Annotated in this window: 25 protein-coding genes; 13 read left to right on the top strand and 12 right to left on the bottom strand. The window is 52.3% G+C overall.

The window, feature by feature from the left end; genetic code table 11:
* The first annotated feature begins 111 nt into the window (after positions 1-111).
* From BG842_RS16110 to BG842_RS31815, 3 genes are read left to right on the top strand one after another with little or no spacing between them, the layout of a single operon-like run.
* Positions 112-444: a hypothetical protein gene (locus tag BG842_RS16110; protein WP_069451549.1), complete on the top strand. Its 333-nt coding sequence runs from the start codon at positions 112-114 to the stop codon at positions 442-444.
* Positions 441-845, top strand: coding sequence for a hypothetical protein (locus tag BG842_RS16115; protein ID WP_069451550.1), 405 nt, complete (start codon positions 441-443; stop codon positions 843-845). The genes BG842_RS16110 and BG842_RS16115 overlap by 4 nt, the downstream gene beginning before the upstream one ends.
* Positions 838-1512: a hypothetical protein gene (locus tag BG842_RS31815; protein ID WP_254663240.1), complete on the top strand. Its 675-nt coding sequence runs from the start codon at positions 838-840 to the stop codon at positions 1510-1512. Before BG842_RS16115 ends, BG842_RS31815 begins: the two co-directional genes overlap by 8 nt.
* Before the next feature lie 1514 nt (positions 1513-3026).
* Here the strand turns inward: BG842_RS31815 and BG842_RS16125 are convergent.
* The 4 genes from BG842_RS16125 to BG842_RS16140 form a co-directional block, all read right to left on the bottom strand.
* Entirely contained in the window at positions 3027-3854 is an 828-nt protein-coding gene (locus tag BG842_RS16125; RefSeq protein ID WP_069451551.1) for an IS5 family transposase, read from the bottom strand.
* A 67-nt stretch (positions 3855-3921) separates the two neighbouring features.
* Entirely contained in the window at positions 3922-4602 is a 681-nt protein-coding gene (locus tag BG842_RS16130; protein WP_069451552.1) for a hypothetical protein, read from the bottom strand.
* A gap of 4 nt (positions 4603-4606) precedes the next feature.
* On the bottom strand, positions 4607-4879 hold the full coding sequence (locus tag BG842_RS31820) for a hypothetical protein (protein WP_069451553.1): 273 nt from the start codon (positions 4877-4879) through the stop codon (positions 4607-4609).
* Positions 4866-5537, bottom strand: a complete 672-nt coding sequence (locus BG842_RS16140) for a hypothetical protein (RefSeq protein ID WP_254663241.1) — start codon at positions 5535-5537, stop codon at positions 4866-4868. The genes BG842_RS31820 and BG842_RS16140 overlap by 14 nt, the downstream gene beginning before the upstream one ends.
* 657 nt (positions 5538-6194) lie before the next feature.
* On the opposite strand from BG842_RS16140, the gene BG842_RS16145 reads away from it, so the two are divergent.
* Both BG842_RS16145 and BG842_RS16150 read left to right on the top strand, forming a co-directional pair.
* Positions 6195-6587, top strand: a complete 393-nt coding sequence (locus tag BG842_RS16145) for a HalOD1 output domain-containing protein (protein ID WP_069451554.1) — start codon at positions 6195-6197, stop codon at positions 6585-6587.
* A gap of 313 nt (positions 6588-6900) precedes the next feature.
* Positions 6901-8244: a hypothetical protein gene (locus BG842_RS16150; protein WP_069451555.1), complete on the top strand. Its 1344-nt coding sequence runs from the start codon at positions 6901-6903 to the stop codon at positions 8242-8244.
* Positions 8245-8766: 522 nt separating this feature from the next.
* On the opposite strand, the gene BG842_RS16160 is transcribed toward BG842_RS16150, so the two are convergent.
* Both BG842_RS16160 and BG842_RS16165 read right to left on the bottom strand, forming a co-directional pair.
* On the bottom strand, positions 8767-9186 hold the full coding sequence (locus tag BG842_RS16160; RefSeq protein ID WP_069451556.1) for a PIN domain-containing protein: 420 nt from the start codon (positions 9184-9186) through the stop codon (positions 8767-8769).
* Entirely contained in the window at positions 9183-9488 is a 306-nt protein-coding gene (locus tag BG842_RS16165) for an AbrB/MazE/SpoVT family DNA-binding domain-containing protein (protein ID WP_069451597.1), read from the bottom strand. The genes BG842_RS16160 and BG842_RS16165 overlap by 4 nt, the downstream gene beginning before the upstream one ends.
* A gap of 251 nt (positions 9489-9739) precedes the next feature.
* On the opposite strand from BG842_RS16165, the gene BG842_RS16170 reads away from it, so the two are divergent.
* The gene (locus BG842_RS16170) at positions 9740-10525 is read left to right on the top strand and encodes a ParA family protein (RefSeq protein ID WP_069451557.1); all 786 of its coding nucleotides are present in this window, start codon (positions 9740-9742) and stop codon (positions 10523-10525) included.
* Positions 10522-11064 carry a hypothetical protein gene (locus BG842_RS16175; protein WP_069451558.1) on the top strand — a complete coding sequence of 181 codons (543 nt, stop codon included), beginning with the start codon at positions 10522-10524 and terminating at the stop codon, positions 11062-11064. Before BG842_RS16170 ends, BG842_RS16175 begins: the two co-directional genes overlap by 4 nt.
* 11 nt (positions 11065-11075) lie before the next feature.
* Here the strand turns inward: BG842_RS16175 and BG842_RS16180 are convergent, their stop codons facing one another.
* The 4 genes from BG842_RS16180 to BG842_RS16195 all read right to left on the bottom strand — a co-directional run bounded on the left by BG842_RS16180 (position 11076) and on the right by BG842_RS16195 (position 15799).
* Positions 11076-12284: a Cdc6/Cdc18 family protein gene (locus BG842_RS16180; protein WP_069451598.1), complete on the bottom strand. Its 1209-nt coding sequence runs from the start codon at positions 12282-12284 to the stop codon at positions 11076-11078.
* Positions 12285-12922: 638 nt separating this feature from the next.
* Complete coding sequence (locus tag BG842_RS16185; protein ID WP_069451181.1) at positions 12923-13477, bottom strand: VOC family protein; 555 nt, start codon at positions 13475-13477, stop codon at positions 12923-12925.
* 31 nt (positions 13478-13508) lie between these two features.
* Positions 13509-14291, bottom strand: a complete 783-nt coding sequence (locus tag BG842_RS16190; protein ID WP_069451559.1) for a trans-aconitate 2-methyltransferase — start codon at positions 14289-14291, stop codon at positions 13509-13511.
* Between the two features lie 77 nt (positions 14292-14368).
* A complete protein-coding gene (locus tag BG842_RS16195; protein ID WP_069451560.1) occupies positions 14369-15799 on the bottom strand; it encodes a MarR family winged helix-turn-helix transcriptional regulator in 1431 nt (476 codons plus the stop codon).
* 833 nt (positions 15800-16632) lie between these two features.
* Between BG842_RS16195 and BG842_RS16200 the strand changes: the two genes are divergently transcribed.
* Together BG842_RS16200 and BG842_RS16205 are read left to right on the top strand one after the other, a co-directional pair.
* Positions 16633-18228, top strand: a complete 1596-nt coding sequence (locus BG842_RS16200; RefSeq protein ID WP_069451561.1) for a hypothetical protein — start codon at positions 16633-16635, stop codon at positions 18226-18228.
* A gap of 451 nt (positions 18229-18679) precedes the next feature.
* Positions 18680-19183 carry a hypothetical protein gene (locus BG842_RS16205; RefSeq protein WP_069451562.1) on the top strand — a complete coding sequence of 168 codons (504 nt, stop codon included), beginning with the start codon at positions 18680-18682 and terminating at the stop codon, positions 19181-19183.
* A gap of 312 nt (positions 19184-19495) precedes the next feature.
* On the opposite strand, the gene BG842_RS16210 is transcribed toward BG842_RS16205, so the two are convergent.
* Positions 19496-20785: a TIGR00341 family protein gene (locus BG842_RS16210; protein WP_069451563.1), complete on the bottom strand. Its 1290-nt coding sequence runs from the start codon at positions 20783-20785 to the stop codon at positions 19496-19498.
* Positions 20786-21188: 403 nt separating this feature from the next.
* Positions 21189-21587, bottom strand: coding sequence for a DUF5518 domain-containing protein (locus tag BG842_RS16215; protein ID WP_069451564.1), 399 nt, complete (start codon positions 21585-21587; stop codon positions 21189-21191).
* A 377-nt stretch (positions 21588-21964) separates the two neighbouring features.
* On the opposite strand from BG842_RS16215, the gene BG842_RS27810 reads away from it, so the two are divergent.
* The 4 genes from BG842_RS27810 to BG842_RS31835 all read left to right on the top strand — a co-directional run bounded on the left by BG842_RS27810 (position 21965) and on the right by BG842_RS31835 (position 25405).
* A complete protein-coding gene (locus tag BG842_RS27810) occupies positions 21965-22414 on the top strand; it encodes a SulP family inorganic anion transporter (protein WP_175424181.1) in 450 nt (149 codons plus the stop codon).
* A 678-nt stretch (positions 22415-23092) separates the two neighbouring features.
* Positions 23093-23527 carry a sulfatase-like hydrolase/transferase gene (locus BG842_RS31825; protein ID WP_254663243.1) on the top strand — a complete coding sequence of 145 codons (435 nt, stop codon included), beginning with the start codon at positions 23093-23095 and terminating at the stop codon, positions 23525-23527.
* Positions 23528-23624: 97 nt separating this feature from the next.
* The gene (locus tag BG842_RS31830) at positions 23625-24308 is read left to right on the top strand and encodes a sulfatase-like hydrolase/transferase (RefSeq protein WP_254663244.1); all 684 of its coding nucleotides are present in this window, start codon (positions 23625-23627) and stop codon (positions 24306-24308) included.
* Positions 24305-25405 (top strand): sulfatase/phosphatase domain-containing protein, encoded by a 1101-nt coding sequence (locus BG842_RS31835; protein WP_254663245.1) that lies wholly within the window; start codon positions 24305-24307, stop codon positions 25403-25405. The genes BG842_RS31830 and BG842_RS31835 overlap by 4 nt, the downstream gene beginning before the upstream one ends.
* The last annotated feature ends 86 nt before the right edge of the window (positions 25406-25491 follow it).

The following is a 25491-nucleotide window of genomic DNA, read 5'->3' on the forward strand; positions in this document are numbered from 1 at the left end:
GCTGCAGACCGACAACCCACTCGCCTATTGCACGCGCACAGAGGCACAAGACGATCAGTACGCACCCTGCCAGCTCTGTCAGCGCCTTCGTCAGAAACGGGAGGCCGAGCAATGACCGATCAGCAGACGGTCCTCGCCCTGGAGTGTACGGACCCGATCCAGATCTACACCCAGAAACGCACGCTCACAGGCGTCATCTATCAGTGTGAGCACCACGAACCCACGCTTTCCTGTCGTGGCCCAGAGCCCGGCGAGCACGTCCTGTATGTCGCCACACCCTCCAACGACCTGTACCGGCTGCAGTACCGCTACTACGACGAGATCGAACACACTGAGGCACAGTTAGACCACTACGGTCGCACCCCGAACGGTCGATACGCCTGGCTGCGCACCGGCGCGCACATCGAGTGCATCACCAGCCCCAAGGGAGGTGAGCCGGCATGACTGCCGACCGTCGCTCGGTCATTCCAAAGCCACTGAATCCGCGCGATGCCGACGCACTCGTTCAGCACCTCTCGCCAAATGATTGCGTTCGCATCACCACGACGGAGTTGCCACGGACGATTTGCACGGTCAAAGCAACGAACGCACCGACACGCTGTGGACCGCATCTCGTCCTAGCAGCACCGCCGATCACCACGACTGCACAGGACGAACTGCAGCAAGCCACCTACCACTGCCTCAGTCAGTCCGATTCTGCCATGACGGTTCTCGAGTACACCCACACCCCCAGTGACACGACCGCTCGTTGTATCGGCACGCTCACAACCATTGCCCACCTCCCGCGACTCTCCACACCAGCAGAGGACACCGGAGTTCCAGTGGAGGTGCGGGCGGATGAGTGACACCACTCCTTCCGGAGTAACCGATAATCTCGGTGCCGATATCTCAATTGAGGACCTCGCCGAGCACGTTCAGATGCTCGCTAACTCAATCACTGAACTCAAAGCGGAAGTCGCCAAGAAAGACGAGCGAATCGACGACCTCGAGCAGCGAGTGAATGAACTCGAAGCCGAACAAGCCACACACGAAAAACGGATGGACGCCCTTGGAATGGGGATTGAGAGTGCCAACGACGACATCGCTGATCTCGAAGACAACATCGACGTCACCAGCGACTGCACTGACGAACAGAGTACACCAGCAGACGACTGGACGCCACTCGAACGGCTCTCGGTGATTGGAGAAGATGCACTCGATGATCACGTCTCTGCCAGCGACAGACGCGCTGTAACAGTCTTCGAACACTGGGAGGAGTGGTCAACCAAGACACCGAAAGGGAACCTCCTCAAGACGAGTGACAACCTCAAGTCGCTTCTCTCCACAGCAACCGACGAACATCTCGCTTGGAAGCAGGTGTACCGCGCTTGCCGTCGTATCGAACAGCTATCGCAAGGACGGCTCACGTTCTTCCAGCACGACAAACACGGCTGGATGCTCAAGCAACATAGGCCGTTCCCGTCCATGCAGACCACGAACGCTGGAGTGACAGCGTCGTCAGTGACCACATAAGTATCCCCGTCAGGACACCCATCCCGAGAGGGACACCAATCTAACACGAATCAAAACACCACGACACGAACCACTGTAAGCAACTATCGATTACTGTGAAGTACGTCTTGTTTTGCGGTTGATTTGCGGTTGGAGAGAGGACGGTGGTGCGTAAAGTGGGTCTGACGACGGTGTAAGTACGGATCTCTCCAATCGGATGGAGACGACTTCGAATCATGCTCAGTGAATATCACAGTACTATTGTGTAACATCGATGACCACAAGCACTCCACGAACGGTGAAATCCATCGGACGACAGCGACCCAATAGATTTGGGTGAGTGGATGTCTTCCGTGTCATTCGAACAACGCGACATTAGAAATCGACGTCATATTTCAGTTTTGTAGAGCAGATCATCATGATGATCACTATCGAATTTCGTAATACAGATCAATTCTGATTCAGAGCCGCTTAGCGAAAATGATTCTATTTCTTATCGAATAGTTGAAGTATTCTCAGAACACGCTCTTGTTGATTCAGCGGTATGGACTGTGGTCCCTTGGAAACACCAACGTGCATACTAGGCAGGATTTGAATCGTACAGAACAATCGTACTGCTTGAAACGAATGTGAATCGTCCCCTCAAGACGAGGAATATGCAGCCAGAACAAAATTCACCGAAGAGCAATGACAATTCTACAGAACACCGTCAATCTTCTTCGACTCGGAGACAGTTTCTTGGAGCCGTCAGTGGGGCCGTTTCGTTAGCATCCCTCAGTGGTATGGCGAGCGCTCGCTCGCTCAACCAAAATTCACCACCAACCGCTGCTTCGGCCTGGTATGGGGAATGGGCAGGATCCGCACTAGTCAAAACATACCAGGTTGCCAGTCCACCCGGAGAAAACACGATCAGGAGCTACACCCCCGTCGGAACGTACCAGTTTAACAACGCACTGGGAACATTCCGACTCCCGCTCACATCCCAGCTGGGGAACGAGAGAAATCCGCTCAACTTCTACATCAGTGGAGGTCCACCAGGGGAAAATGGAGATTTCACTCTTACGTCAGCTGTGATTTTGAATCCAACGCAGGCTCATCCACAGACATCCATCGCCCAAACCTGGCAGCTCAATCTGTCGGGCAATACGCTATCCGGGTACATGATTGATGACCCTTCTCTGCACAGTATTGATGGGTACAATAGAATAAATGAAACTGATGCAACGTCAAGATCGGTTGGTGTTGGAGTGCCGCTTCCCTATCCGCTCATCCCACGTTCCCAAATGCAAGCCCGACTGGCAGGGAACGAGATACAGTTCACATTTGTTCCACCGCAAGTCGGTCAACACATAGACTCGACTATTAGTGCGTACACTGGCGTTATACAAATTCGATTCACTCGACGATGATTGCAGATTTTTGATCACCTCCTTGTGCTGAAGTACGAAGGTCCCGCCTATGGTTGAAGGCTGAACCGGCATCTTACAGTTTTATTGAATCTACGGTTCTGGTGAATCGCCATACGGCGCGTGATTTTACTGTGTCACCGTCCGCTTGATGTTATAAACAACACATTTCAGAACAAGCTCACGAAATTCTCGGTACCAGGTTCGAGCACGCACGGCGACGCCGTGCGTGCGTTTGATTGCCGAGAAGACGGTCTCACACATCGATCGCTGGCGGTAGCGAGGCCCATCGACCCGCGCGTTATGCGCGTGGTCGATGGGTCGGAAGATGCGATGCTTAATCAGCGGTCTCACGCCTTCTTCTCTGAGTTTCTCGCGTAATTGCATCCAGTCGTAGCCTTTGTCGGCAGCGAGGCTGTGCAGGTCGCCTGCGTTGCGGCAGGCGACCTGCCAGCCGAGCTGTGTGTCGTGCGGTTTCTCGGTCGTACAGTGAACGTCAAGGATCGCTTGTGTTTCTGTGTCGACGAGAGCGGTCGCTTTCAGTGTTTGAACGCGATCATTCGTCCGGCGGCAGTAGTGCTTGCTGGCGTTCTCGCGGTCAAAAAACGTGGCGTCAATGGCGGCGTGACCCGAGAGGTCATGCAGCTGCGCCGACAGGCGCAGCAGCACTCGCCAGACCTTCATTTCGAACCTATCAAACGCCTTCACTAACGTCGAGTGGTCAGGGAGATTGCCCTCTTCAAGGCCAATCTCCCCGAGAATATGCGGCATCTCGCTCAGCAGGTCGAGTGCGTTGCGGTACGATTCATCGAGGTAAACCCGCAGACAGTGCAGCGACACGAGAGCGTAGTCGGCGAAGCCGCCACCCCCTTCGGGGGCGGCGACTTCGCCTCGACCACCAACAGCGTTTTTAGCTAACGTGACCGCTTTGCTCGTGAAGCGGGAGATTTTCGACATGGATCATCGACGATTTCCCGCTTCATCTTCCAAATTCTAACGGTCGAAACCGATGCCGTCTAGTGATTCACCAGAGCCGCCCGTAGCTTTCGTAGGTTGATTCACCCGCCAGTTGTTGCCACCCCGGACGTCGCCCAAGCTGGAACTCGACGTCGAGCCGATCGGCCTGCTGAAAGAGAACGGGAATGAGGGCACTGGTGTTCAGGAAGAGAACGTCGGGGTCAACCGACTCAACACGAGCTGACAATGCCGTTAACACGTCCGCCGCACTCCCAGTCACCGTCTCATCGTCAATTGTGAGTTCGGTAACCCTCTCACTCGCGAGTTCCGTCTCCGACACAGCAATCTGCATCTGTGAGAGTTCGTAGTTCGGCAAGGGGTCGATTCCTTCTTCGAGACAGTAGCGGAACTCCCGTGAGAAGTCGACGTTGTAGCAGCGATACTCACCAGGCGAGCCCCACTTGCTCACCACTCGCGCCACCGAATTCACCGCGTTGAGGTCGACCACATCTACTTGGAGTACTTGCTCGGGGTCGTGCCGGAAGCTCACGCGTTCTTCGACGACAGCAACCCGAACAACGGCAGGATGGTCACGAAGTGCAGCACGTGCCATCGAAAGCTCGCCGTCATCGTGCGCCGACACGTAGATCGTCGGCGTATACGATTCATCGACCTCGCAACTCACCCCCGTCTCAGTTACCGACCATCTGAGCACGTCGTCATCGACGTAGTCGATTTTGTACACCATCGTCTCATCCCCGATCGTTCAAATCATCCTCGACGTGATCGAGTCGATCTTCTAAATCCTCAATTTGCTTTTGCTGTTCGATGAGCATCGACATCAGCGCTGGAATCTCGACGAACTGGTGGTTCTGGAGCCCACTCGCGTCCGCATGTGCGCGGGCATATTCGAAGAGCCGATCAAAGACAGCCTGGTCAGCGTGTCGGAGTGCACGCCGATATTCCTGCCACCGCGACTCCATTGCCCGCAGTAAATCACGATACGTCGTGTTAGTACGCCCCATTCGCACTCACCTCCGGTGAAACATCAGCATCAACCATCGCTGGATGCCGATTAGCGAGAATACGCTTCCAATACGCGAGCGTCGTTTGCACCAGCCCATTCTCCAACGGGTAGACTAACGTCTCGTACTCCTCACCTGCGAACCGTGGTCCGAACTGGGTCTGTTCACACCGAACCGTCTGATCAGCAATGTCGTGAATCGGTGCTGTCAGCGTATCGTCCGTCTGCAACGTCAGAAGCACTGGAATCTCAAATCGTTCGGCAAGCTCGTCGATCCGCTTAGCCACAGTCGAGAGCATGCGCTCATCATCACCACGCGGAAGGTCCTCCGACCGGTAGAACCAGTCCACTGCGGGAAGGACCGCAATCGTCGTCTCGTCCGAAATCTCTCCGGTAAGGTCCTGTACGAGACTTTGGTGTTGCCATGGGGTGAACGCCCGAGCGATGTGAATCCGGTTGAGGACACGCATCGAGGGCGTAATTCGCGTCAGCGGATGCGTTGTTCCATGTCCGTGAGCATCGATCCAAACGGCAGAGCCCTGCTCGAGAAGTAGTTGATCGAGCACGAGCGACTGGAACGAGCCAGTCATGCGCTCGTCGGTTTCGAGCAGTGTAATGCCGGGGTCAAGCGAGGGAAGTTCGGGTGAGGTCTGGTGCATTATCACGGATGATATTTCACCGGGGTATCAGAAAGGCACGCCAGGGTCGATTCCGAATGTTCCAATACAGGAACGACCGACGTCAACCAGTGTGAGTTCTCGCCGTGCTGGACGCCACAGCAACGCGAGAACATACCCTCTGCAAATGGTGGAGTATTCACTCACTAATACGGGGTTCCAATGGGTTATTGAGCGCTAAAGTCCTCCTGAGCTGATGCAGTTATAGACGAATCAACGACCGTCAATCGCAGCCAAAGATGCATGGCAGCGCCAGTAGAGTTCGGCAGGTTCCATCGGTTTCCAATTCGGATTTCCGAAACCCTACTTCTTGGTAGAGATGATACTGAACAACAAACCGTATTCAGCCCGTCGGGAAGGATGGGTAGGGGGAAAGCCAACTCTCACAACCAGGCACGACGACACTGTCGGGTGATGGCGCCAGACGATGGCGTCGTACTGATCACGTGAGAGCGTATCTCCACCAATGATCCGAAGGATAAAATAAGTTCGTCAGACATAGCTTGATTTTATTATATTACTCAATCAGATAACCGGAATATGTGTATCGAACTCAATTTCTAGACCATCTTTCTTTCAACCCAGTGAATTCTACGGTAAGCGGCCGTTACTCAAGTTTCTGGAGGACCAATAGAAAATATGAACAGTGACACAGAAAGAACCCAAGCGATCGGTTGGTTCGGGTCCACGACAGAGCACTCCGGCCCGAGTTCACCACCGCAATATGCACTGGTCGCCTCTGAGACGATTGATTTCGACTCATCGACTTCAGAGCTTGTTGCTGGTGTCGTTGAAGCACTCATTGATGTGATCGAGCCGACAGGTGGCCAGACCACGCTCTCGCTGTACGAATACGTGGACCCAGATGCGCTCGAAGACATCATCAAAGCAAGTGCATCGAAAAAGAGCGACGTTGAGGTGCGATTCACCGTTGAGGACTATCTCGTGACTGTTCGGAGCGACAATACCGTCCTCATCTATGAACCGATTGGAGCACATAGTGATGCTAGCGAGAAATTCCGACACAAGTAGTCGGCCAGAGAGGAATAGCGAGTCGAACAGCAGTAGGTTAGTATACTATACTAACCTCAGCCATGCCGCCCACGTGGTAAAGAGATATACGTGAACTAAGAAAACGGCCGCTCGCAATCGGTGCTATCCCCCTAGCTTATTACCCATGGAACCCGAATTACCGACTATGAGGACGAAGGGTCAACTACAGCGATTCGAAAACAAAGCGCAGTTATTGCGCCACATCGCTGAAGAGACGGGAAGAGACCTAGATTCGCTGTGGGAAGAGTACGACGAGAAGGTTGAATAACTCCGTTTTATCTGATTTTTACCCGTGTGTAGTGGCGCCGATATCGAAATTTCATTCGCGATTGATGCAGACACAGTTTCACTAAGACCAATCGGTGACTACAGAGTTGAAGACATCGAAGGCCCGACAGTGTTTGTGGGTGGTGCGATGTATCGGTCGCCTCCCTTGAGTGAAATGGACGTCGATGAAGTCAGAGACGCACTCCAGCAACTCACCAACAATTCAGACTTCCAATCGATCATCGACAACTGTCCCACCAATACGCCACTTGTTTACGACGACATCGACTACCTCACCCGGCACCTCCCAACAAGTGCCCTCGAAAAGTGCCAGACACTAAGTGAAGAGACGCCCTTTGAGAACGAATTGCTGTTACTCGTTGCGTACGTCGAGCGCCAGAATGCGCTCATCGGACATTCCGATAATGTGCTCGAGTATTATCTTGAGCAACGAGACGAAGTAAAAGAGCAGCTTCAAGCAGGAAGCGACCTCAACGGACAGCTCGAACGGTCGTTTTTCTCCTATCTGTTGCTTGCGTCTGCGCTCATCGAAGAACTGACGACCGAAACAGTCCTGAACGAATTGTTCCGAGAAGAAGTTCGTCTCAACAGTATTTCCGAGTTCGTCCAAAGCGTTGGGCACGCAAAGCGATTGGAGATTCTTTCTGATATTCAGATCTTGGAGTCGGGCAGATACGGTGAATTAGTCGAGGTGAAAGACCGACGTAACAGTCTCGTCCATGACGCCCAACAACGAGCAGGCCTCGGAGATCTCGGCTCTCGGCGGGAGATAGCACGAATCCTCGAAAAGACAGACCGGTGTGCAGACATCCTCCTCACAGTATCAGGAAAGAATATCGAGTCGATAATCGCCAAGCGAGGATGTGACGAGTACATCAATCATGCACAGGGTGAGGCAATTGCTGATACGAGAGCAACGTGGGAACGAGAAAATCCAGAAAAGTTAGCTACGCTCGAAGACTGCGAACGTGCTGCAATCGAAGACTTCCGATGGGATGTCAAAGAAAGCACGGCCGAATCATTCGATATAACAGAGGGATTCGAATTCTCTGGATTCGACGATGAGGGGCTGTATGCGATTTTAATGGCGTTCATGCGAGATGCGTCCACTGCGTTTATCGATCGTATTGACGCCGATGCAAACGAGAGCAATCTTGATAGGTTCGATTTCGCAGTGCTATTGCTCCTATGTGCTGGCCACGAGTACACTGAAATCGCTCGGTGGGTCAAAACGGACGAGAAGTACATCCAGCGCAAAGAAAATGTGATCGCATGGCGGGCGTCAGCATTCGAAAAAGAGCTGGTTGACGAGATCCCAGAACCGGACAATCCAGTCTGGCCTCACTGACGAGGGCGCCTTCGCTATTCAGATCCGTAATCAGTCAGTCGGAGCTTCCCTTCGACTTCGTACAGATGGCCCCGCATGTAGAGTCGTTCGATGATATCCTCGGCAGCAGGCTGCTGCAAATCTTCTTCCTGTGCCAAGACTTCGTAGGCATGTTCGTAGGTGAGTTCACCATCGTTTGGAACGGCACTCGCCAGTGCATCGAGTGCGTCTTGCGCAAGTGGAGTGAGTGGCGATCTCCGATTCGAGATCATAGATATAATCAGATACACGCACTGGTAACCTAAATCCTCGGGACAGAATACACGCTCGTCGTTGTGTTGAGTATGATGCAAGGGGAGCAAACGACGTGGGTGGATGGGCTGGGAACGAGATCCACGTCGTCTACTGGGTTACGCTAACTGCAATTGTCCGTTGGAAAACCAGGGATAAAATATTCACCGAATTACGACAAAATCGAAGGTCAGTAGGTTAGTATAGCATGCTAACGTAAGACTACCCAACAACGGTCCGCGATCAAGCCGGCTACGCAGACCCGTCGCGAAAGCGCTCAATCGGCACTGAGGAGACCTCATCATAATCGTCATCCCCACCAACAAGGAGCATTGCGTCGAGATGAGTTGCGGTCGCAAGTGCGAACGAATCGCCCAGAGCAGGATTGTACTCGAGAATATAGTCGGAAGCATCCATCCACACCTGATCGACATTGACTGGTTCGATGCCAAGGTCGTCAAGCCACTCTAGATATTCGTCAGCAGTCGCTCGGTCGTACTTCCGGGCGAGTGTATACCGAACTTCGGTGAGATTCACACAACTGGCGTATCCAGCAGTATTCTCGGCAGCAACGGCATTGAGATACTGTTCAACGGTTTTGCTTCCCGGTTCATCGTCTGCATGAGCGATCAACGGCTCGGCATCGAAAACAACGCGGTCAGGTACCATCACTCGTCCTCAGATGAAAACTGGGCTTCGCGCTCGTCTCGGTCTTGTTCGCGTTTCTCACGGAGAATGTCCGTTGCCGGTGTGTCGGTGGTCGCATCCTTTCGAGCGGCGAAGCCACGCATTTCACTGGGTGAGCGAACGTGCTCGACGATAACGGTACCATCGTCAGTTTCACGGAAGAGTACCTTTCCCGGTGCGTCAATTCCAAGCTTGTCGCGGAATCGCTTTGGAATGGTTGCTTGGCCATGTTTCGATACAGCGACAACCTCCTTTTCAGATTCATTTGGTTGTTCAGACTTACTCATCATTCATAGTCTTAGCTCCATTCATAGGTAAGCCTTTCTAGTGTGGTACTCATTCAGAGAGGATAATCGACACGGCAAGCCCGATCATCAAGCAGAACAAAACACGCTCATACCTTCCAAATTCAGCGATATCGGGGAAGTCATCCGGTTTTTCTGACTGATGTCTGACGTAGAACTAAGTCCCATGCAGAACACGGATAATATAGGACACAGGTACTACCCGTATTACCCGTGTCACACGGACAATACACATGACACTTGCAATCTCAATTGCGATGCAAAAAGGCGGCGTCGGGAAGACAACAACTGCACTCAATCTCTCAGGAGCTCTCGCCGATCGAGGGAGAGACGTACTACTAGTGGACGCCGACCCTCAGGGCTACGCGACAAAATCCCTCGGTCTCGGAGATCAATACCTGGTCGATGACATTACCATGTATGATGTCTTCCTCGATGCGAACAATTTCGACGAGGTCAACGAACTGGTTGTCGAGTACGATGAATTCGATGTCCTGCCCTCGCATCTCAGAATGTTCAAACTTGAAAAAGAGCTTCATTTTGAGCGACGAGCCGAGAAGCGGCTGTCGATGATGCTTGATGAACTCGACAAAGAGTATGATTACATCATCATGGACTCACCGCCGAATCTCGGTCCACTCACCGACAATGCAATCATCGCATCGGAACACGTGTTGTTCCCGGCACAAGCCCACGAAGCTAGCAAAGACGCACTTGAAATGCTATTTGACGAGATAGAATCGATCGAGAGCGAGTTTGGGATTGATATTGTGACGATGGGAGCGGTCGTCAACATGACCACCCGTGATAATATTAACAAAGGGATGATCGACTGGTTCAACACCGCGTTTGGTGAAGAACACGTCTTCGAAATCCCAGATCGAGCTGCTCTTCGACGAGCATGGCAGCAAGGGAGATCGATTTTTGGGTATGAAGGTGAGCGACACGAAGAGAAAACGATCGAGGATCTGCAAAGTAGGTATAATGATCTGGCCGATCACGTGGAGGGTTACCAATGACTGAACAAGTAGACAAAAACGAGGAGCTGAGCGACCGATTCAGCACGCGAAGCAAACCGAAGAATAACACGGATAGTACGGAAGATACGAAGGATACAGGTGATGAAGGTGACGCAGGTGAGGTGAAGGACCCGAGTGACACAGATGGCACAGGTGGTATAGATAATACGGGTCACACGGGTGAGACAGATGACCAGGGGAGTACGGATGACCAAAGCACAGTAAAGGAAGTACAAGATACAGGTGATACGGGTCACACGGAGGATGCAGACGATACGGAGAATGCGGGCCACACGGGTGACACGGGCCACACAAAGAACACGGATAGCACACGAAATCGAACGCAATACGTGATGTACCTACCAGATGATCTCCAGGAAGAGCTCAACAATCTCTACGATCAATACAACGGTCAAAGCTTGATCAACGGAAATGGAGGGATTGAGAAGCACAAAGACTTCCTCGAGGGGTTAGTTCGAGCTGGGCTTGAAAACGACGATCTAGACGAGTATATCGGTGTGAAAGGCCAGTCGAAGTGAAATCCCGAGACTCACGACTCAAAGAGATCTGAAACACGGGCGTTACTTTGCTGCAAAGCATTTTCGACGATCTCCTGCCGTATATCCAGGCTATACAGGTAGTAGCTACCGCCGTGAATACCATCATTCCGTTCATCATGTTGGATGAACCCCTTCAGTCGAAGCTGACTGATACGGTCATGAATCGTTCGGTCAGAAACGATATCCGAGTCGATAAGATCTGCAACGAGTTGATACCGTTCGTAAATGTCCGACCGTTTGCATGGTGTTTTGCCTTCGCTCTCAAGTTGGAGCAAACTGAACAACGTCAACTGACTTTGTGTCGGTAAGGATTCGAGCTCATCCTGCACTTTTCCTTTCTCGATCAAATCTCGGGCCTCTCGAACGTCGCTTTCGCCGACCTCCGAATCGTCCCGTGTACGCGCCAGATCCCCCGCTTTATACAACAATTTTAGTGCCTGTCGTGCACTCCCCGATTCTTGAGCTGAAAACGCCGAACACAATGGAATCGTATCACCGTCCAAAACCCCATCACGGAACGCGTTTGTCGCACGCTGTTTGAGGATATTTCGAAGTTGGTTTGCATCATATGGTGGGAAGTGGATCTCCTCGTCACAGAGGCTGTCTTTCACGCGTGCGCTCAGATTATCACGGAATGTGAAGTCATTCGAGATCCCGATAACGCCGACTAGTGTATCATCAACACTCTCGTTGTCGTTCGCTCGTGGCAGTTCATAGAGGATGTCATCGTCATTGCCAATCGAATCGATCTCGTCCAGAACAACGAGCAAGTGAGTTGCATCTAAGTCGTTGATATGATTCCATAGCATCTGGTAAACTTGGCTGGACGCATACCCCGTAGACGGAATTTTCTCAGTCGTATCTCGGAATTGGTTCACGAGATCAACTGATACCTGATAGCTGCTAGACGCAGATTTGCAGTTCAGGTTTACAACTTCGATATTGAGATCGTCGTAGTTCTCTTGGTCGGATAGTAACTGGTTCAATACGAGCCGTGTCGCGAGGGTCTTCCCGACACCAGTCTGACCATATAAAAAGATGTTTTTCGGCGGAGCAGCGTTAATGACGGGGCGGAGTGCTTCCTGGTACTCGGATAATTCAGCGTCACGCTCTACTAGTTCTTCCGGACGGTAGTTATCACGGAGAACGGCTTCATTGACGAAGATTGGGTCATCCCGAGTGAATTCCTTCAACCCCATTGTTTCTGATATGAGACCATGATAGTATAGTATATAAAACCCAGCGTTCACGAGCATCATGAGCTTCACCAGCTTCACGAGCCATGGTTCTATTTAAATACAGTCCCTCTCCGATTTTCACGAGAAGACTTCCACGAACTACTGGGGTGCTGCTACAGGGATCAGTCACCCCCGTCTATTGGTTGGAGACGATTCGATGAGTAGCCATAGTAACCGCCTTGGGAAAGAGAAAGATTTAACTATCTAATTGTTATATTAGTCCGTAGTGGATCTAGACTAGCGGGATGTGGACTAACGAACCAAGCGTTTTCACCGGCGTCGGACATTCTCAAGAGAGAGCTCGTGAAAAGTGGTGTGTGGGTGTCTCAATTCACCATGCGACTTAGTAGCATGGGCTCGTGAAAATCGGAGTGTCAGACGTACCGCCATCTGCCAAATTCGATTACAAGTGTTAGTATCTCTCTGGGTTAGTACTTCATACTAACATCGTTGTATTGCTCAATCTTGTTGCGCTCGTCACGTATACAGAATTCCTCGAAGGACAACCCGGAGTTGATAATCTTCTTTCCTCGTCCCTTGGTGGGTTTTCTGGTTGGTGCTGCTACGGTCAGTCAACTGAGTGTGCCAGTCATCGTGTGTTAGTGTTCGGGCCTGTGGGTCCACGAGGGCGCGGGTCCGTATAACCGCTCCTCAGTATCGTCAGCGTATGGCATTTTCTCGGGTGCTTCGAGAAGTTCGAGATACAATCCCCACTCCACTCGACAAAATATGTAGGTCAAGCCCTCCGTTGGCCCGCTGTCGTTCGTCTGCGGACCATCAAGCATCGTGACGTCGTCTCGTTCTCCCAATCCATCTATTGCTACGTCGATATCCTCTACCTGGAGGCCGAGATGCGTCGCTCCAATATCGGAGTTTTTCGGTGGTATATCGTCTTGGTCGGGAGTGTCCCACTCAAACAACTCTAGATTCATCGTTGGACCGCATCGCAACATTGCAAGCGAGGCTGTCGCATCAGGATGCACATCCAATCGTCGCTCCATCGAATCACCATCGGAATCTCCGAACGGTCCTTTCCGATAGAGCAAGTCACACCCAATCGCATCAACGAAGAAATCAACTGCCTCATCGAGATCAGGAACGGTGATTCCAACGTGATGGACGTTTTGTGCCGTCAACGGATGGTCGTTTGTCATAGTATGTGTCTCAGATGGTGGTGTGCATAGATTACTTTCGAAGGAGAACGATCCCGTCACCGACTGCATTCACTGGCTCTGCGAGGAGGACATCGAAGCCAACGCTTTGGGCATGGTCGACGAGCCATTTCATACTGATTAAGTATTCATCATCACGAGTGAGGACATTATCACCGGCTTCTAACTCATGCTCTCGGGAGAACTCGCCGACCTCCTGGGCGTGTTCGATGGCAGCCGGGTCGATACCGTCGAGTGCGGACCAAAACGTGGACGCAAACGCCTCGACGCCCCGATTTGCCCACCGTATCTGAGTCTCGCGGTTGGCCGCTGTATCACGAGCGTCGTTCTTCAAGAACGTCTCAGCGATGCAAATATGACCGCCCTCAGGTAAGGCCGTATAGCAATCTTCGAGAAAGTCGACTTTCTGGTCGAGTGGATCGGGGATGTGGTGGAAGGAATACAACAGCACCACCATTTCCGGGAGTGAGGTGACTGTTTTCACGTACTCGGTCATATCGGCTGTTTCGAACGATAGGTTTGACACCCCGAGTTTTTTCGCGTTATTCCGTGAAACCTCGGTGACTGTCGCTCGATTATCGATTCCGAGTATCTCTGTTGTTGGCATTTCTTCAGCCAATCGGACAGAGGTTTGCCCTGTTCCAGATCCCATTTCGATTATTCGGTCAGGAGCCGCATGAGAGACAAGTTCTACAACGTTCTTCTGTAATGCCTCGTAGTACGACGTTTGTCCGAGGTATTTCTCAAACGTCTCATCACTGGTGTAAAAGCTCGGCGTCCCATCGAAGTCACCCATTTGTGTGCCCTCCTGCGCGAGAATGGATCCGATTCAGGGGATGTGCATTTCTCATCGATCGCATTGTTGAATGCAATCTATTCCACTGGGGTATAACAGATTCGGTAGGCGGGATAATCGGGTGATGGAATGGTGTAGAGGTAGCCTTGATATCCCTCGCCATGAATCGGCTCCAATGCGGGACGCTCGTCAGCCACAAAGTAGTCTGGTGTGCTGGAGATCGATCCCCAGAGGTTGTCTTCTTCTCCGAGAAATTGCTGGCACTCAACACCAACGTGGTTCGCTTTATCAACAATTCCAAACTGGAGTTCACCAACACCGTGATTGTAGCGTGTGAGCGAGATACTTTGATTGTACGTCGCATAGTGTGCCAACTCGTTCGGCCAGGTAAGTCGATAGTAAAGCGTCAGGCTGTCACCCGGCGGAAGTGGCTGGGGAAAGAGGAACTCTAATTTCTGTTCAAATGCTGGCTGCTGTTCGGTGAGATCGTTGACTTCCAGTCGCTGGCCGTCACGGCCATCGACAAACACGAGTGGATCGATGTCCTCGAATGTGATCTTGTTCTCGCCGCTTTCTTTGTGGGTGATCGAATTCGTTGGCTCTGTTCCGGCGTTCTCGACAGTCATCCAGCGGAAACTGTTCCACTCGTCGGCTGGTCGGTCAAGAAAGTCGATTCGCTTCACATGCCGATAGAAGTGGGAGTTATCAACTAATTGTGGATCGTCATTCTCGAGGCTCCATGCCGTTGCGATACGGTCGCGTCGGAGCTGAAGCACGGCTTCGTCGATGCTGTCAGTCGAGGCATACTCCCCGCTCTGCTCAGTCACAACTTGATTTGCGACGACTTCCGCAACGTGATTTAGGAGATCCGCGTGCTGTTGGCCTTTCTCTGTCAGGATAAGACGATCGTCGTCACATGTGAGGGCATCATGTTCAACAAAGCGGTCGATAATCTGTCTGATTTGGTAGCTTGACGTGGTTTTCTCCATCTTGTAAAGGCGATTTTCGACATCCCGATTGACCGTCTCGACCTTGGCAGACCGCAGATCACGCTGGCGGCCACCTGGTCCACTTCTGGTAGAGACCGAATCCAAGACGAGAAATGGTTCAACGCTCCGCGACCCATAGAGTGGCGCGAGACAGCCCCCGATTTGTTCTTTATCGGATGTGGACCCCCACTCAACGGCATCCAGTTTGATCCCGAGGTTTTGAAGGGTGGTGATAACACGATCCAGGATTTCGTTCCCAGTGTCTGTGAGAACATAGCTACGATTCTCCCTCTTGATCAGTGAAATATCAGCGGTTTCGAGTGCTAGCGATTGGAAATGGCTCGAGACAGTTGATTGATGTCGGTTGATCGTGTTCGCGATTTCTGTCTGGGTCGTTGCAGTATCGCTCTCAATGAGTACGAGCGCAGGGAATGTTGTGGGGGTGATTGTGTGGAGAATTTCGCCAGCAGTCGTGAGTACTGGGGTGGGCCAGTTTTGGTGAAGGGAACGGGAGGCCATGAGTTAGTAGATAGTTATGGATGTAATATGCCCCGAAGTAAGCGTTATGGATGTAATATGACCTGGTATGGACATAGAATGTCCATATGCGAAATACTTAATTGAGTGTTTGGGAGATAGAAGAAATGTGATGGACCACTTCGAAGAGACGGACGAACCTACTCAGAAGCTTTCGGGAGTCCGTAGTGGTCCTGACGGCCCAGTTGGCAATACGAGCGATGAAAGACACCAGTTGCAACGATTCGTATCGAATCACTGGTGGTTGACAAATGAAGAATGGGTTAAAGATGCTCTACCATCGGTAAGAGACAGGCAGCTAAGCTAGGCAAGTATCAGCGCCAAGAAATGACAACTCCGTCGGCGGTCAATGGGTGTCACACCACCCGCTCCCACCGACGAACACACAATTGTTGTTTCTTGCTCAGTCGGCATAATTGTTCGGATTGCATTAGCGACAGCAATCCCTCTTGTCCGCCTGAGTGACTCTGAGACGGGTCAGCATGCGACGTATGCACGATGACACACCACAGGCAATATCTACAATACGACGACATTGAGGCCAAAACTAACCAGCAGTGCATCACGCCGGACGATTTGAAAACGAACGGCGTTATTTTTCTCCGTCGTCATTCACGCGAAGGTGTCGGGAGCCGCGAGAAGGACACGCTGAACCGTAAAACCACACGAGGGCGTCGGTCTACCGACGCCCTAAGCCGGGTCCATGGACCCGGCTATCCTGCTACCACTAGTACTGTACTCACACTAGTGAGTGTGAGTGAGGGGGATTACTCCCACTGGCCAGTGGGAGCAGCCCCCTTCGTGAGGTGGTTTCGATGAGTGGCACGGAGCACATCGATTTGTTCGTATTCGAACGAGCAATCGAAAGAGTTCACGAATACGTCCAAGACAGATACGACGTCGGAACGTCTGAGTCGGGGTATTACGTCCGTATCGTGATCGAGAATGCGATTGAAGAGTGGTGCGACGAAGATCCGAACGCGGAGATTGAAGATCTCATCCACAATGCCATGGACGCACTTGGTGGCGACGACAACGAAGAAAAAGATCCTTTGTTTTCGAATTTGTCGGTGGCGTCCGACGAGAAGACGCGCCTCGCTCGCGACGTGCGAGAATCAATTGAGGCTCTGTTTAACAAGGATTATGCGGAACGTGCGCCTGAGACGGACACAAAAGGCGAGTATCTCTCGCGTATTCTTCTCGAATTCGTTACCGACGGTCGGCGTGACCGTCTGCGCCGGAAGGTGAAGCGGATCGATCTGTTCGCGCGGTGCGAGAGTGGCAACGCGAGTTCGGTCGAGCAGAAAGTGGCTCGTATCCGTTCGGAGCTTTCGGATAAATTCGATAACGGGTATCCGGTAAAACGTGACGACCTCGTTGCGGCCGTGAAAATGCAGCCACAGACGAAGACGCAAAAGACCCGTGAGAAGTTAATCCAAAGAGTCCTCGATCATGACACGGTTGAGTACGTGGAGAGTCCGACGACGAAGGACGTATTCATGCCGCGTGAGCAGGCCATCCAAAGAATGGAAAACCTTGGACTGCCCGGTATTTTGGACGGGCCGAAGTACGACCGTCTTCAGGCGGGGTACGAGTTCGCGGATCTCTCGAAGGATGACAAAATAGAGGGGATCAAAGTCGCACTCGTACGACTCGCGATGCACGCCGATTTGGGAGGAACATACCGGCTGACTGCGGAACAGATACGCCGGCGTGTTTTCGGTATTGCCGAATCTGTGCGTGTCGATACGATTCGTCGATACATGAACGAAATAGCCGACGAAGACGGATTCACAGAAACTCAGACGGAGGAAAATAGCACGAAAGCCGTTCAGGTACACGTTCCGACGATCATCAAAACAGACGTTGATCTCCTCGAGAAGGCCAATCTCGCGAAGGAATACGATTACGAAGACGCACCGGATACGGGATTGGTTGTGAACATTACGTCTCTGTTTGATGCCGAAAGCGAGTCTATCTCTGATGAGCCCTATCCATCGGAGCAATCCGACGACAGACAGAGTACAGTGCGTGAGGTAGATGCACGCTTTGATGAACTCGTGGAGGGGGTCAGCAGACTGGGGTTGAATAGAACCAGCAGAGAGTCGTCGACGGATCTCTCCACATCTTCCACACGTCTCTCAAAGCCGGTATCCTCGCTGACGACAGCCGACGAACTCGAGCGGCATCCGTACCGTGACCCCGAGAAATTGCGCACTGTCTACGAGCAGGAGGGCACAATCACTGGCACAGCTGCTCACTTCGACGTGACAGAAACCACAGCTCGCCTGTGGTTGATTCATCACGGGATCTATGATCCCGAGAGGCAGGGACTATCATCTGTTGCGAATCAGCTGGAAGAGCTCTCACCCGAGGATCTTGGACTTGCACCATTGGGTGAGTACCCATGAGGATCCCGTCTTTCGGAAAAGAGTACAGATCTCGATCGGACTGTCGCCCAACGAAGTTGATGAGAACGTCGTATCAGACGGCTACTGTGGGGGTGTAATTACTCCCACTTTTATCACCGCGATTGAGAGGTGGAAAATGGTGTGAGAACAGGTTTGGCGTGATTACAGTCCACTTTTGGGCGTTAATTACGACAGTGTAATCTTCGTGTCGTTCGTCTTCCGTATGCACAATCGGTGTTTCGTCGTGTCGTCAATGGGGCCCCTCCGTGGCCTCGGTGGTTCGATTCCACCCCCGTTCGTCTCTATTCTATCGTTGTAGAGCTCGTATTCCGTCTTCTGCTGTCGATACTAATCTAGGTACCCAGTACAGAACCTTGTGAATTCTCCACACGAAATGAGTCGCACGTGTGTCTGACTGAATTTCTTGTAGACGCCCTGTAATCGTCCGTGCATGAAACAGATCACACTCCGCGTACAGGAGGAGGTGAAAGAATCACTTGAAGACGAGGCGGCCGAGGACGGGCAAACGCTCTCCGAGTACATGCGAACGCTCATCGAACACAGAGACGAGGACACTGAAGACGCGGTCGAGTATGAGCAATTACAACAAGATCACGAGCGTCTACAGAGCGAACACAACCGTCTACAGCAGGATCACGACCGCTTACAAACCGATCATGATCGCCTCAAACAAGAGCATGAGAGTCTCAAGCAGCAACATAGCAATCTTCAGGACGAACATAAGTCGGTCACTGAGACGCTCACAGACAAGCGTGTGGAGGCCGCGCGATTACAGGAAGCAAACGAGCGAATACAATCTGATTTAGATCGTGTGCGCAGCGAACGTAACAGTGCACAGGCACGCTACCAAGAGGCGAATACCAAGCTCAAGCTCCATAACTCCGAGAAAGACGGGTTCTTCTCGCGACTCGGCCAAGTTTTCTCCCGTGGTTAACCAAAAGGTGTAGCATCATACGGTTTATTGGGTCCAAAACCACCGCGAAGATGTCTTCCGAGTGCTTTACCCGGGGATTTTCACTCGTCAGGTGGTGTGTTTAGTACTTCCGGTTAAATCCATAAGCGGAAGTGGACGGGGACGGTACCCCCTTTTCGATCTATGCGTGTCCGCTAGTGGATAGAGTGAGGCACCCCGTGAGTATCTGGAAACTTCGCTGCTACCGTCTCTATCACTCGATATGGGCGTCTATCTATTCGAGTCTCTCGGTAGTAAATGGCGAGTATTTTGCTTTTGTTGTCTCTCACAGCATTAATTCGAAGCTGAACTCTCTCCTCGCACAAATTCGACATCGACGACAACGTCTTCTCCGGTCGTTTTTGTTAGACGATCATCGATATGCTGTGCGAGGTCAGCTGGCAGCTGCGCGTTTGGACTGTGTGCCACGACGACGGTTACGCTAGCTGGATTCTTGAGGAGCACCTCATCGACATTATAGTTGACACTCACCGATTCGACTGTTAAATCACCGAACTGGCCACTGTCAAACATTGCTTCAGTCTCTGTGTGTGCGCTGTTCGTAACGGCTCCAACTTCGAATGATGCCCAGGTGACAGCACCGAGAACCACCGACAAGAGGACAAGACCGAGAACAATCGTGGCAATTCGAACGCGAACTGCTCTGCGAGCTTGCTTAGATTGTTCACCTTTTTCGGGGCGGTAGCCAGCAAGCCACAATAGGATGAGCGCCGAAAGGTTGATGGCGAGTAGGTTTACCAACACGAGAACACCAGCAGTGATGACGACGCCAGGATGTCCCCACGCGAGACCAAGTCCCGCGGTGGCGGCAGGAGGGATAAGTGCTACTGCGATCGCAACCCCGACGAGTGACGATCCAGCACCCCGGATGATACTCACGGCACCGGCAACACCCGATCCGAGCGCCAGAAAGAGTGAGAGGAAATTCGGCGAGGTTCGTTCGAGGACTTGCGGTATCGTTCGAATATCAACCGGTGGCAGGAAAACTGTCTCCCTCAATAGTAGACCGAGGATAGCCGCCGTCACGACTGCGGCAAGGAGCCCTGTTACTTGAAGTCGCACACCCCGTGATGTCATATCAGAATCGGCGAGAACAGCCCCAACGCTGGCCGAGATCGCCGGTCCCATTAACGGCGCGATGACCATTGCCCCGATAATGGTCGCTGCCGAATCGAGGAGCAGCCCAGTTGTCGCGATGAGCGTACTCACGATCAAGAAAATGAAAAATGTCGAGGACGCGGGGGCGAGATCCTCGGCACGTGCAACGAGTTCGTCACGCGAAATACGATATCCCCGATATCGATCTTTGAGTGCCCCGATACGCTCGGAGACGACCGTCTCCGTCGGCATGACGAGCGTATATGATTTTTCCTTGATTCCGGCTGCGTACAGCTTATCCAGTACGGGTTCAACGCCAGGCTCGGGGACTGGGAACGAAACAAGGGCCTCAAAGTCCCCGCGACCGGTCTCCTCCCAGACGGCATAATCGATCCCTTCCTCGTCGAGTGCCGTAAGGACATCCGCTCGATCACCCTTAGGAATGAGAACTTGGATGAGACGCATGCATATTCATACGTGCTATTCAGTATATAGTATCATCTTCGCAATCATTCAGTACTTCTATCTGTTTCGGATTTCATTTGAGGAAGTGAATATCAGTCAATTGGTGCGAAAATCATCTATTTCGGCTAAAGCTCGTGGTTAACAATTTAACGATTGCCTCACCAAACAATCAGCAGGGGACATTATCAATCTCAGAAAAGTCAAATTTCACTGTTCAGTCATTATTTGTTATCACTGTATTGTAAAAATATGGGAGTAGTCGTACTTGTCAGATGTTGATTTGAAAACAGGGATCAATTGGCAGATACAGTTGGAAGATTCAGTAGTCCTACAGTGAATAAGCCAAGAAGTAGTTACTGGTGAAATCGCGGTGGAAAAACTGGTAATGACTGATCGTTGTTCGTCAGCGAGTGGTTCCAGCAGCTTCGCGGGTCGCGGTACGGCGATCTTTCGCCCAGCCACCGATGGCACCGGCGATAGCCCCGGGAATCGCTTGGATGGCCAGGACGAACACGCCGAGTGCGAATCCCGTGAACGCCGGGAATAGACCGGCGAACAGAGCACCGAACACTGCCCACACAATGAGGAGGACAACTCCTCCAATGATCGTGGCGAGTCCACCGTGCACAGCGCCACGTTCGCCACCACTAACCATGTACCCGGCGACGAATCCGCCGATGAGGCCAGGTATCGCCTGAACGAGTCCCGACATCGCCGTAATTGGGACAAACCAGACGACGAGTAGTCCAAGGATGAACGCGGTCAGGAATCCGTTGATTACAGCTCTCCAGTTAATCTCCATGATCACCTAGAAGTACACGGGTTGATATGATAAACATTCTATAAAGATATCCGTCTTATTCGTGATTCTCGTATTCTTTTTTCCGTCAGTATCTTGTTAACACTGCTAACCTAACACCCCCGAGAGGAAGTAGGATGCGAACACGATAATCGACAACACGACGACTCAGGGAATCATTGAGTCACTACGTTCCAAATACCAAACACCCGGACACCAATTTATTATATACGTAACATCTTTGTCCTCAAACGATGTACTCTGCCCGGGTTCGATATCTGGGGGAAACCAATGGCAAGCAACAGTCTTTCACAACGGATCACACAGGGACTCCAGTCGGATTCCCCGGTGACGAAGTTGCTTCCAGAGTACGACCGATCATGGCTCCGAACCGACATTGTATCGGGACTCGCAGTCTCGACAGCAGTCATCCCCGGCGGTTTGGCATACGCCTCACTCGCTGGACTGCCTCCATAGACGGGGCTATACGCCGACCTCATGTACGTGTTTATTGCCTCGTCTCGTTAGGTGATCATCGGTCCGACCTCATCACTCGCAGTTCTGCTCCTAAGAGAGGTTGGCCTTACCACTGCCGGGAGTGGGATAGAATACGTGTCCCTGTCACCGTCACGACAATCATCGTCGGTATCATTTGCGTCGCCTGGGTATTCCGGTTCGGCTACCTCGTCAATTTTATTTCTGGGCCTGTGTTCACCGGTTTCGCGTCTGGCGCCGGGCTCTCTATCATTCCCACGCAGCTCGGCACACTCTTCAGCATCGTGGACTCTTCGGGCAGGACCAAATCACGCTCAAGAGGGAAGCAATTCTAATAAGATCACCTACACAAACGCGGTTGTGGATGTCCCGAATTGATACTGTTCGGGACGGGGGCGGCTACTCGTGGGTCTGGCCGTTGTGTCGGATACTATCGGTTATTACCTAACGGGAGGGGAAGATCTGGTACCAGCAATCGTGTTTGTGGTCTGAGATGCTTAGTTGAAAAATTAGCATCCCCCTCCGCGGTAAACGACGAGTATTTTGTGTGCGCATCGGGACCGCGCCCTGTTTCCCGAAGGCGACTTGCTGTCCCTGTATGGTGAGTATCGCCGAAGATCGCACATCGGATGATCTACTTTACCCAATTAGTCTGATAGCCTCTCGTACCACCAATGTGGAAATTTCAAGATATCATTGTTCTGTCGCTGTTGGTTCACCCAGAGTGGTAATTCGACTTCATTCGCCAGACTGGTCACCAGTAGTCTCGAGATGACGCGAGACTCTTACTCCCCACTAACTGTCAAAATAGCAGGCAGAATCATCCCTTTTTGCCATTGTAATTCCCATTGCGGGTCCGTATGCGTCCAATACCTGTAGTGAACTTCTAAACCATAGAACGATTTTATGCCCGTTTATGTCGTGTGATGTGTGCGTACGAGGCCGTCAGTGGTTCTGATTGCAGTGTTCTGATTGCTACGAACCGAGGACAGTCTTCGTGACGGAGAAAGACCATGATAGATCAGGAATTCCACGGCCACATCGGCCGTACATATGACGAATCCGAGGCATGGTGGCCAGAACCGACCCGGGCACCAGAAGATGCACCGAACGTCTTGATGATCGTTCTCGACGACGTCGGTTTCGGCCAGATCGGCTGCTACGGCGGTCTCATCGACACACCGAATATCGATCGACTGGCTGAGAACGGACTCCAATACAATAATTTCCATACGACAGCGCTCTGCGCACCGACGCGCAGTTGTCTGCTCACTGGACGAAACCATCATTCGAACGGGATGGGAACCATCACTGAAACATCAACCGGATTCCCTGGTTATAACGGGCACATCCCTCACGAGAACGGTTTCCTCTCGGAGATGCTGGTCGAGGAAGGTTACAACACCTTCGCAACCGGAAAGTGGCATCTCGCCCTGCCGAGGATCTGAGTGCAGCCGGTCCCTACGACGAGTGGCCACTTAATCGTGGCTTCGAGCGCTACTATGGGTTTCTTGGGGAGACACCCACCAATATTATCCGAATCTGGTGCAAGGAAACGAGCAAATCGAGCCGCCAGCAACTCCAGAAGAGGGATATCATCTAACCGACGATATCACCGATCGTACCATCAAATACATCCAGGACACACACTCGGTCGCTCCCGAGAAACCGTTCTTCGCGTACTTTGCCCCTGGGGCGTGTCACGCTCCGCATCATGTTCCAAAAGAGTGGGCCGACAAGTACCAGGGAGAGTTCGACATGGGCTGGGAAGAAGCAAGGGAGACAATCCTATCACGCCAGAAGGACCTTGGTGTCGTTCCCAACGATACTGAACTGACACCGCACGATTCCGTTGTCCCGCACTGGGACGACCTCTCGGACGACGAGCAGACGCTTTACGCCCGGATGATGGAGGTGTTCGCGGGCTTCCTCGAGCACACTGACCATCACATCGGTCGACTCCTTGATTTCCTCGAGGAGATCGACGAACTCGACAACACGCTCGTGATGTTGGTCTCTGATAACGGTGCAAGCGCTGAGGGGGGTCCGAGTGGTTCTGTGAACGAGATGCATTTCTTCAATAACATCGAGGAAAATCTCGAGGATAATTTGGAGGCGATGGACGATCTCGGGGACCAGAGTACTACAATCACTACCCGTGGGGATGGGCTTGGGCCGGTGATACACCGTTCCGCCGGTGGAAGCGCGAAACCTACCGCGGTGGTGTGAGCGACGCGATGATCGTTCACTGGCCGGACGGTCTCGAGGCAAGTGGGGAGATCTGCAACCAATTCGTCCACGCCATCGACTTCGTTCCAACGGTTCTCGACGTCGTCGGTATAGAAGTACCCGACGAAGTCAAAGGCTACTCACAATCACCCATCGAGGGAACGAGCTTCGCGTACACCTTCGATGATCCCGGTGCCGCTGAACGTCACACCACTCAGTACTTTGAAATGTTCGCCTTCCGGGCGATCTACCACGATGGCTGGCGTGCCGTTCATCCATGGCCATTCGGCAAACCGATCACTGCCGATGATCTCACCGCGAGCAGCATCCAAGAATCAGGCCTCGAGCTGTACAACCTTCAGGAGGATTTTTCGGAAGCGCACGACGTCGCCGACGAGCACTCCGAAAAGGCACTCGAACTCGCCCAGTTATGGTGGTCCGAAGCTGGCAAGTACAATGTACTGCCGCTTGACGGGCGCGGCGTTGAACGGGTTGCAGCCACAGGTCGACCACAGGTATCTCCACCTCGTGACCGGTACATCTACTACCCCGGCAGTGAGGACATTCCGGAGAACGCCGCGGTCAGCGTGTTGAATCGCTCACACAGCATCACTGCCGACGTAGATGGAATGGACACTGATACTGAAGGTGTCCTGCTCGCGCACGGTGCTCGCCTCGGCGGGTACACACTGTACGTTCAGGATAATCGCCTCCACTACGTCCACAACTACGTGGGCATTGAGGACTACAAAGTTTCCGCCGACGAGTCAATTCCTGATGACGTGAGTGAACTCCGGATGGAGTTCGAGGCGACAGGCAAGCCGAACCCCCAAGAGGGGAAGGGTGTCCCCGCGACCGTCAGGCTCTATTACGACGACGAACAGGTCGGTGAAGGTGACATCCCAGTCACCATCCCAATTATGATTGGCATCGTCGCCGGATTGAGCTGCGGCCAGGATGTCATCGAGACGGTGACCGACGAATACGAGATGCCATTTGCGTTTACAGGTGATCTGATGCGAGCGATAGTGGATGTCAGTGGCGATCCGTTCGCGCATCACGAAGCCGAGATGGATCGTATCATGGCACGAGAATGAAACGGAAAATCAAATGCAAAAAACCACCTCGAAATCATCAGGAGTCAGGATGGCACGAAACCCAGACGCACGGACGAACCCAGAAG

It is taken from the genome of Haladaptatus sp. W1, assembly GCF_001723155.1.
Classification (GTDB): Archaea; Halobacteriota; Halobacteria; order Halobacteriales; family Haladaptataceae; genus Haladaptatus; species Haladaptatus paucihalophilus.

Excerpts from the sequence above, each read along its gene's own strand:
- BG842_RS16110 (WP_069451549.1), top strand. The coding sequence starts at position 112 with ATGACCGATCAGCAGACGGTCCTCGCCCTGGAGTGTACGGACCCGATC.
- BG842_RS16115 (WP_069451550.1), top strand. The coding sequence starts at position 441 with ATGACTGCCGACCGTCGCTCGGTCATTCCAAAGCCACTGAATCCGCGC.
- BG842_RS31815 (WP_254663240.1), top strand. The coding sequence starts at position 838 with ATGAGTGACACCACTCCTTCCGGAGTAACCGATAATCTCGGTGCCGAT.
- BG842_RS16125 (WP_069451551.1), bottom strand. The coding sequence starts at position 3,854 with ATGTCGAAAATCTCCCGCTTCACGAGCAAAGCGGTCACGTTAGCTAAA.
- BG842_RS16130 (WP_069451552.1), bottom strand. The coding sequence starts at position 4,602 with ATGGTGTACAAAATCGACTACGTCGATGACGACGTGCTCAGATGGTCG.
- BG842_RS31820 (WP_069451553.1), bottom strand. The coding sequence starts at position 4,879 with ATGGGGCGTACTAACACGACGTATCGTGATTTACTGCGGGCAATGGAG.
- BG842_RS16140 (WP_254663241.1), bottom strand. The coding sequence starts at position 5,537 with ATGCACCAGACCTCACCCGAACTTCCCTCGCTTGACCCCGGCATTACA.
- BG842_RS16145 (WP_069451554.1), top strand. The coding sequence starts at position 6,195 with ATGAACAGTGACACAGAAAGAACCCAAGCGATCGGTTGGTTCGGGTCC.
- BG842_RS16165 (WP_069451597.1), bottom strand. The coding sequence starts at position 9,488 with ATGAGTAAGTCTGAACAACCAAATGAATCTGAAAAGGAGGTTGTCGCT.
- BG842_RS16170 (WP_069451557.1), top strand. The coding sequence starts at position 9,740 with ATGACACTTGCAATCTCAATTGCGATGCAAAAAGGCGGCGTCGGGAAG.
- BG842_RS16175 (WP_069451558.1), top strand. The coding sequence starts at position 10,522 with ATGACTGAACAAGTAGACAAAAACGAGGAGCTGAGCGACCGATTCAGC.
- BG842_RS16180 (WP_069451598.1), bottom strand. The coding sequence starts at position 12,284 with ATGGGGTTGAAGGAATTCACTCGGGATGACCCAATCTTCGTCAATGAA.
- BG842_RS16185 (WP_069451181.1), bottom strand. The coding sequence starts at position 13,477 with ATGACAAACGACCATCCGTTGACGGCACAAAACGTCCATCACGTTGGA.
- BG842_RS16190 (WP_069451559.1), bottom strand. The coding sequence starts at position 14,291 with ATGGGTGACTTCGATGGGACGCCGAGCTTTTACACCAGTGATGAGACG.
- BG842_RS16195 (WP_069451560.1), bottom strand. The coding sequence starts at position 15,799 with ATGGCCTCCCGTTCCCTTCACCAAAACTGGCCCACCCCAGTACTCACG.
- BG842_RS16200 (WP_069451561.1), top strand. The coding sequence starts at position 16,633 with ATGAGTGGCACGGAGCACATCGATTTGTTCGTATTCGAACGAGCAATC.
- BG842_RS16205 (WP_069451562.1), top strand. The coding sequence starts at position 18,680 with ATGAAACAGATCACACTCCGCGTACAGGAGGAGGTGAAAGAATCACTT.
- BG842_RS16210 (WP_069451563.1), bottom strand. The coding sequence starts at position 20,785 with ATGCGTCTCATCCAAGTTCTCATTCCTAAGGGTGATCGAGCGGATGTC.
- BG842_RS16215 (WP_069451564.1), bottom strand. The coding sequence starts at position 21,587 with ATGGAGATTAACTGGAGAGCTGTAATCAACGGATTCCTGACCGCGTTC.
- BG842_RS27810 (WP_175424181.1), top strand. The coding sequence starts at position 21,965 with ATGGCTCCGAACCGACATTGTATCGGGACTCGCAGTCTCGACAGCAGT.
- BG842_RS31825 (WP_254663243.1), top strand. The coding sequence starts at position 23,093 with ATGATAGATCAGGAATTCCACGGCCACATCGGCCGTACATATGACGAA.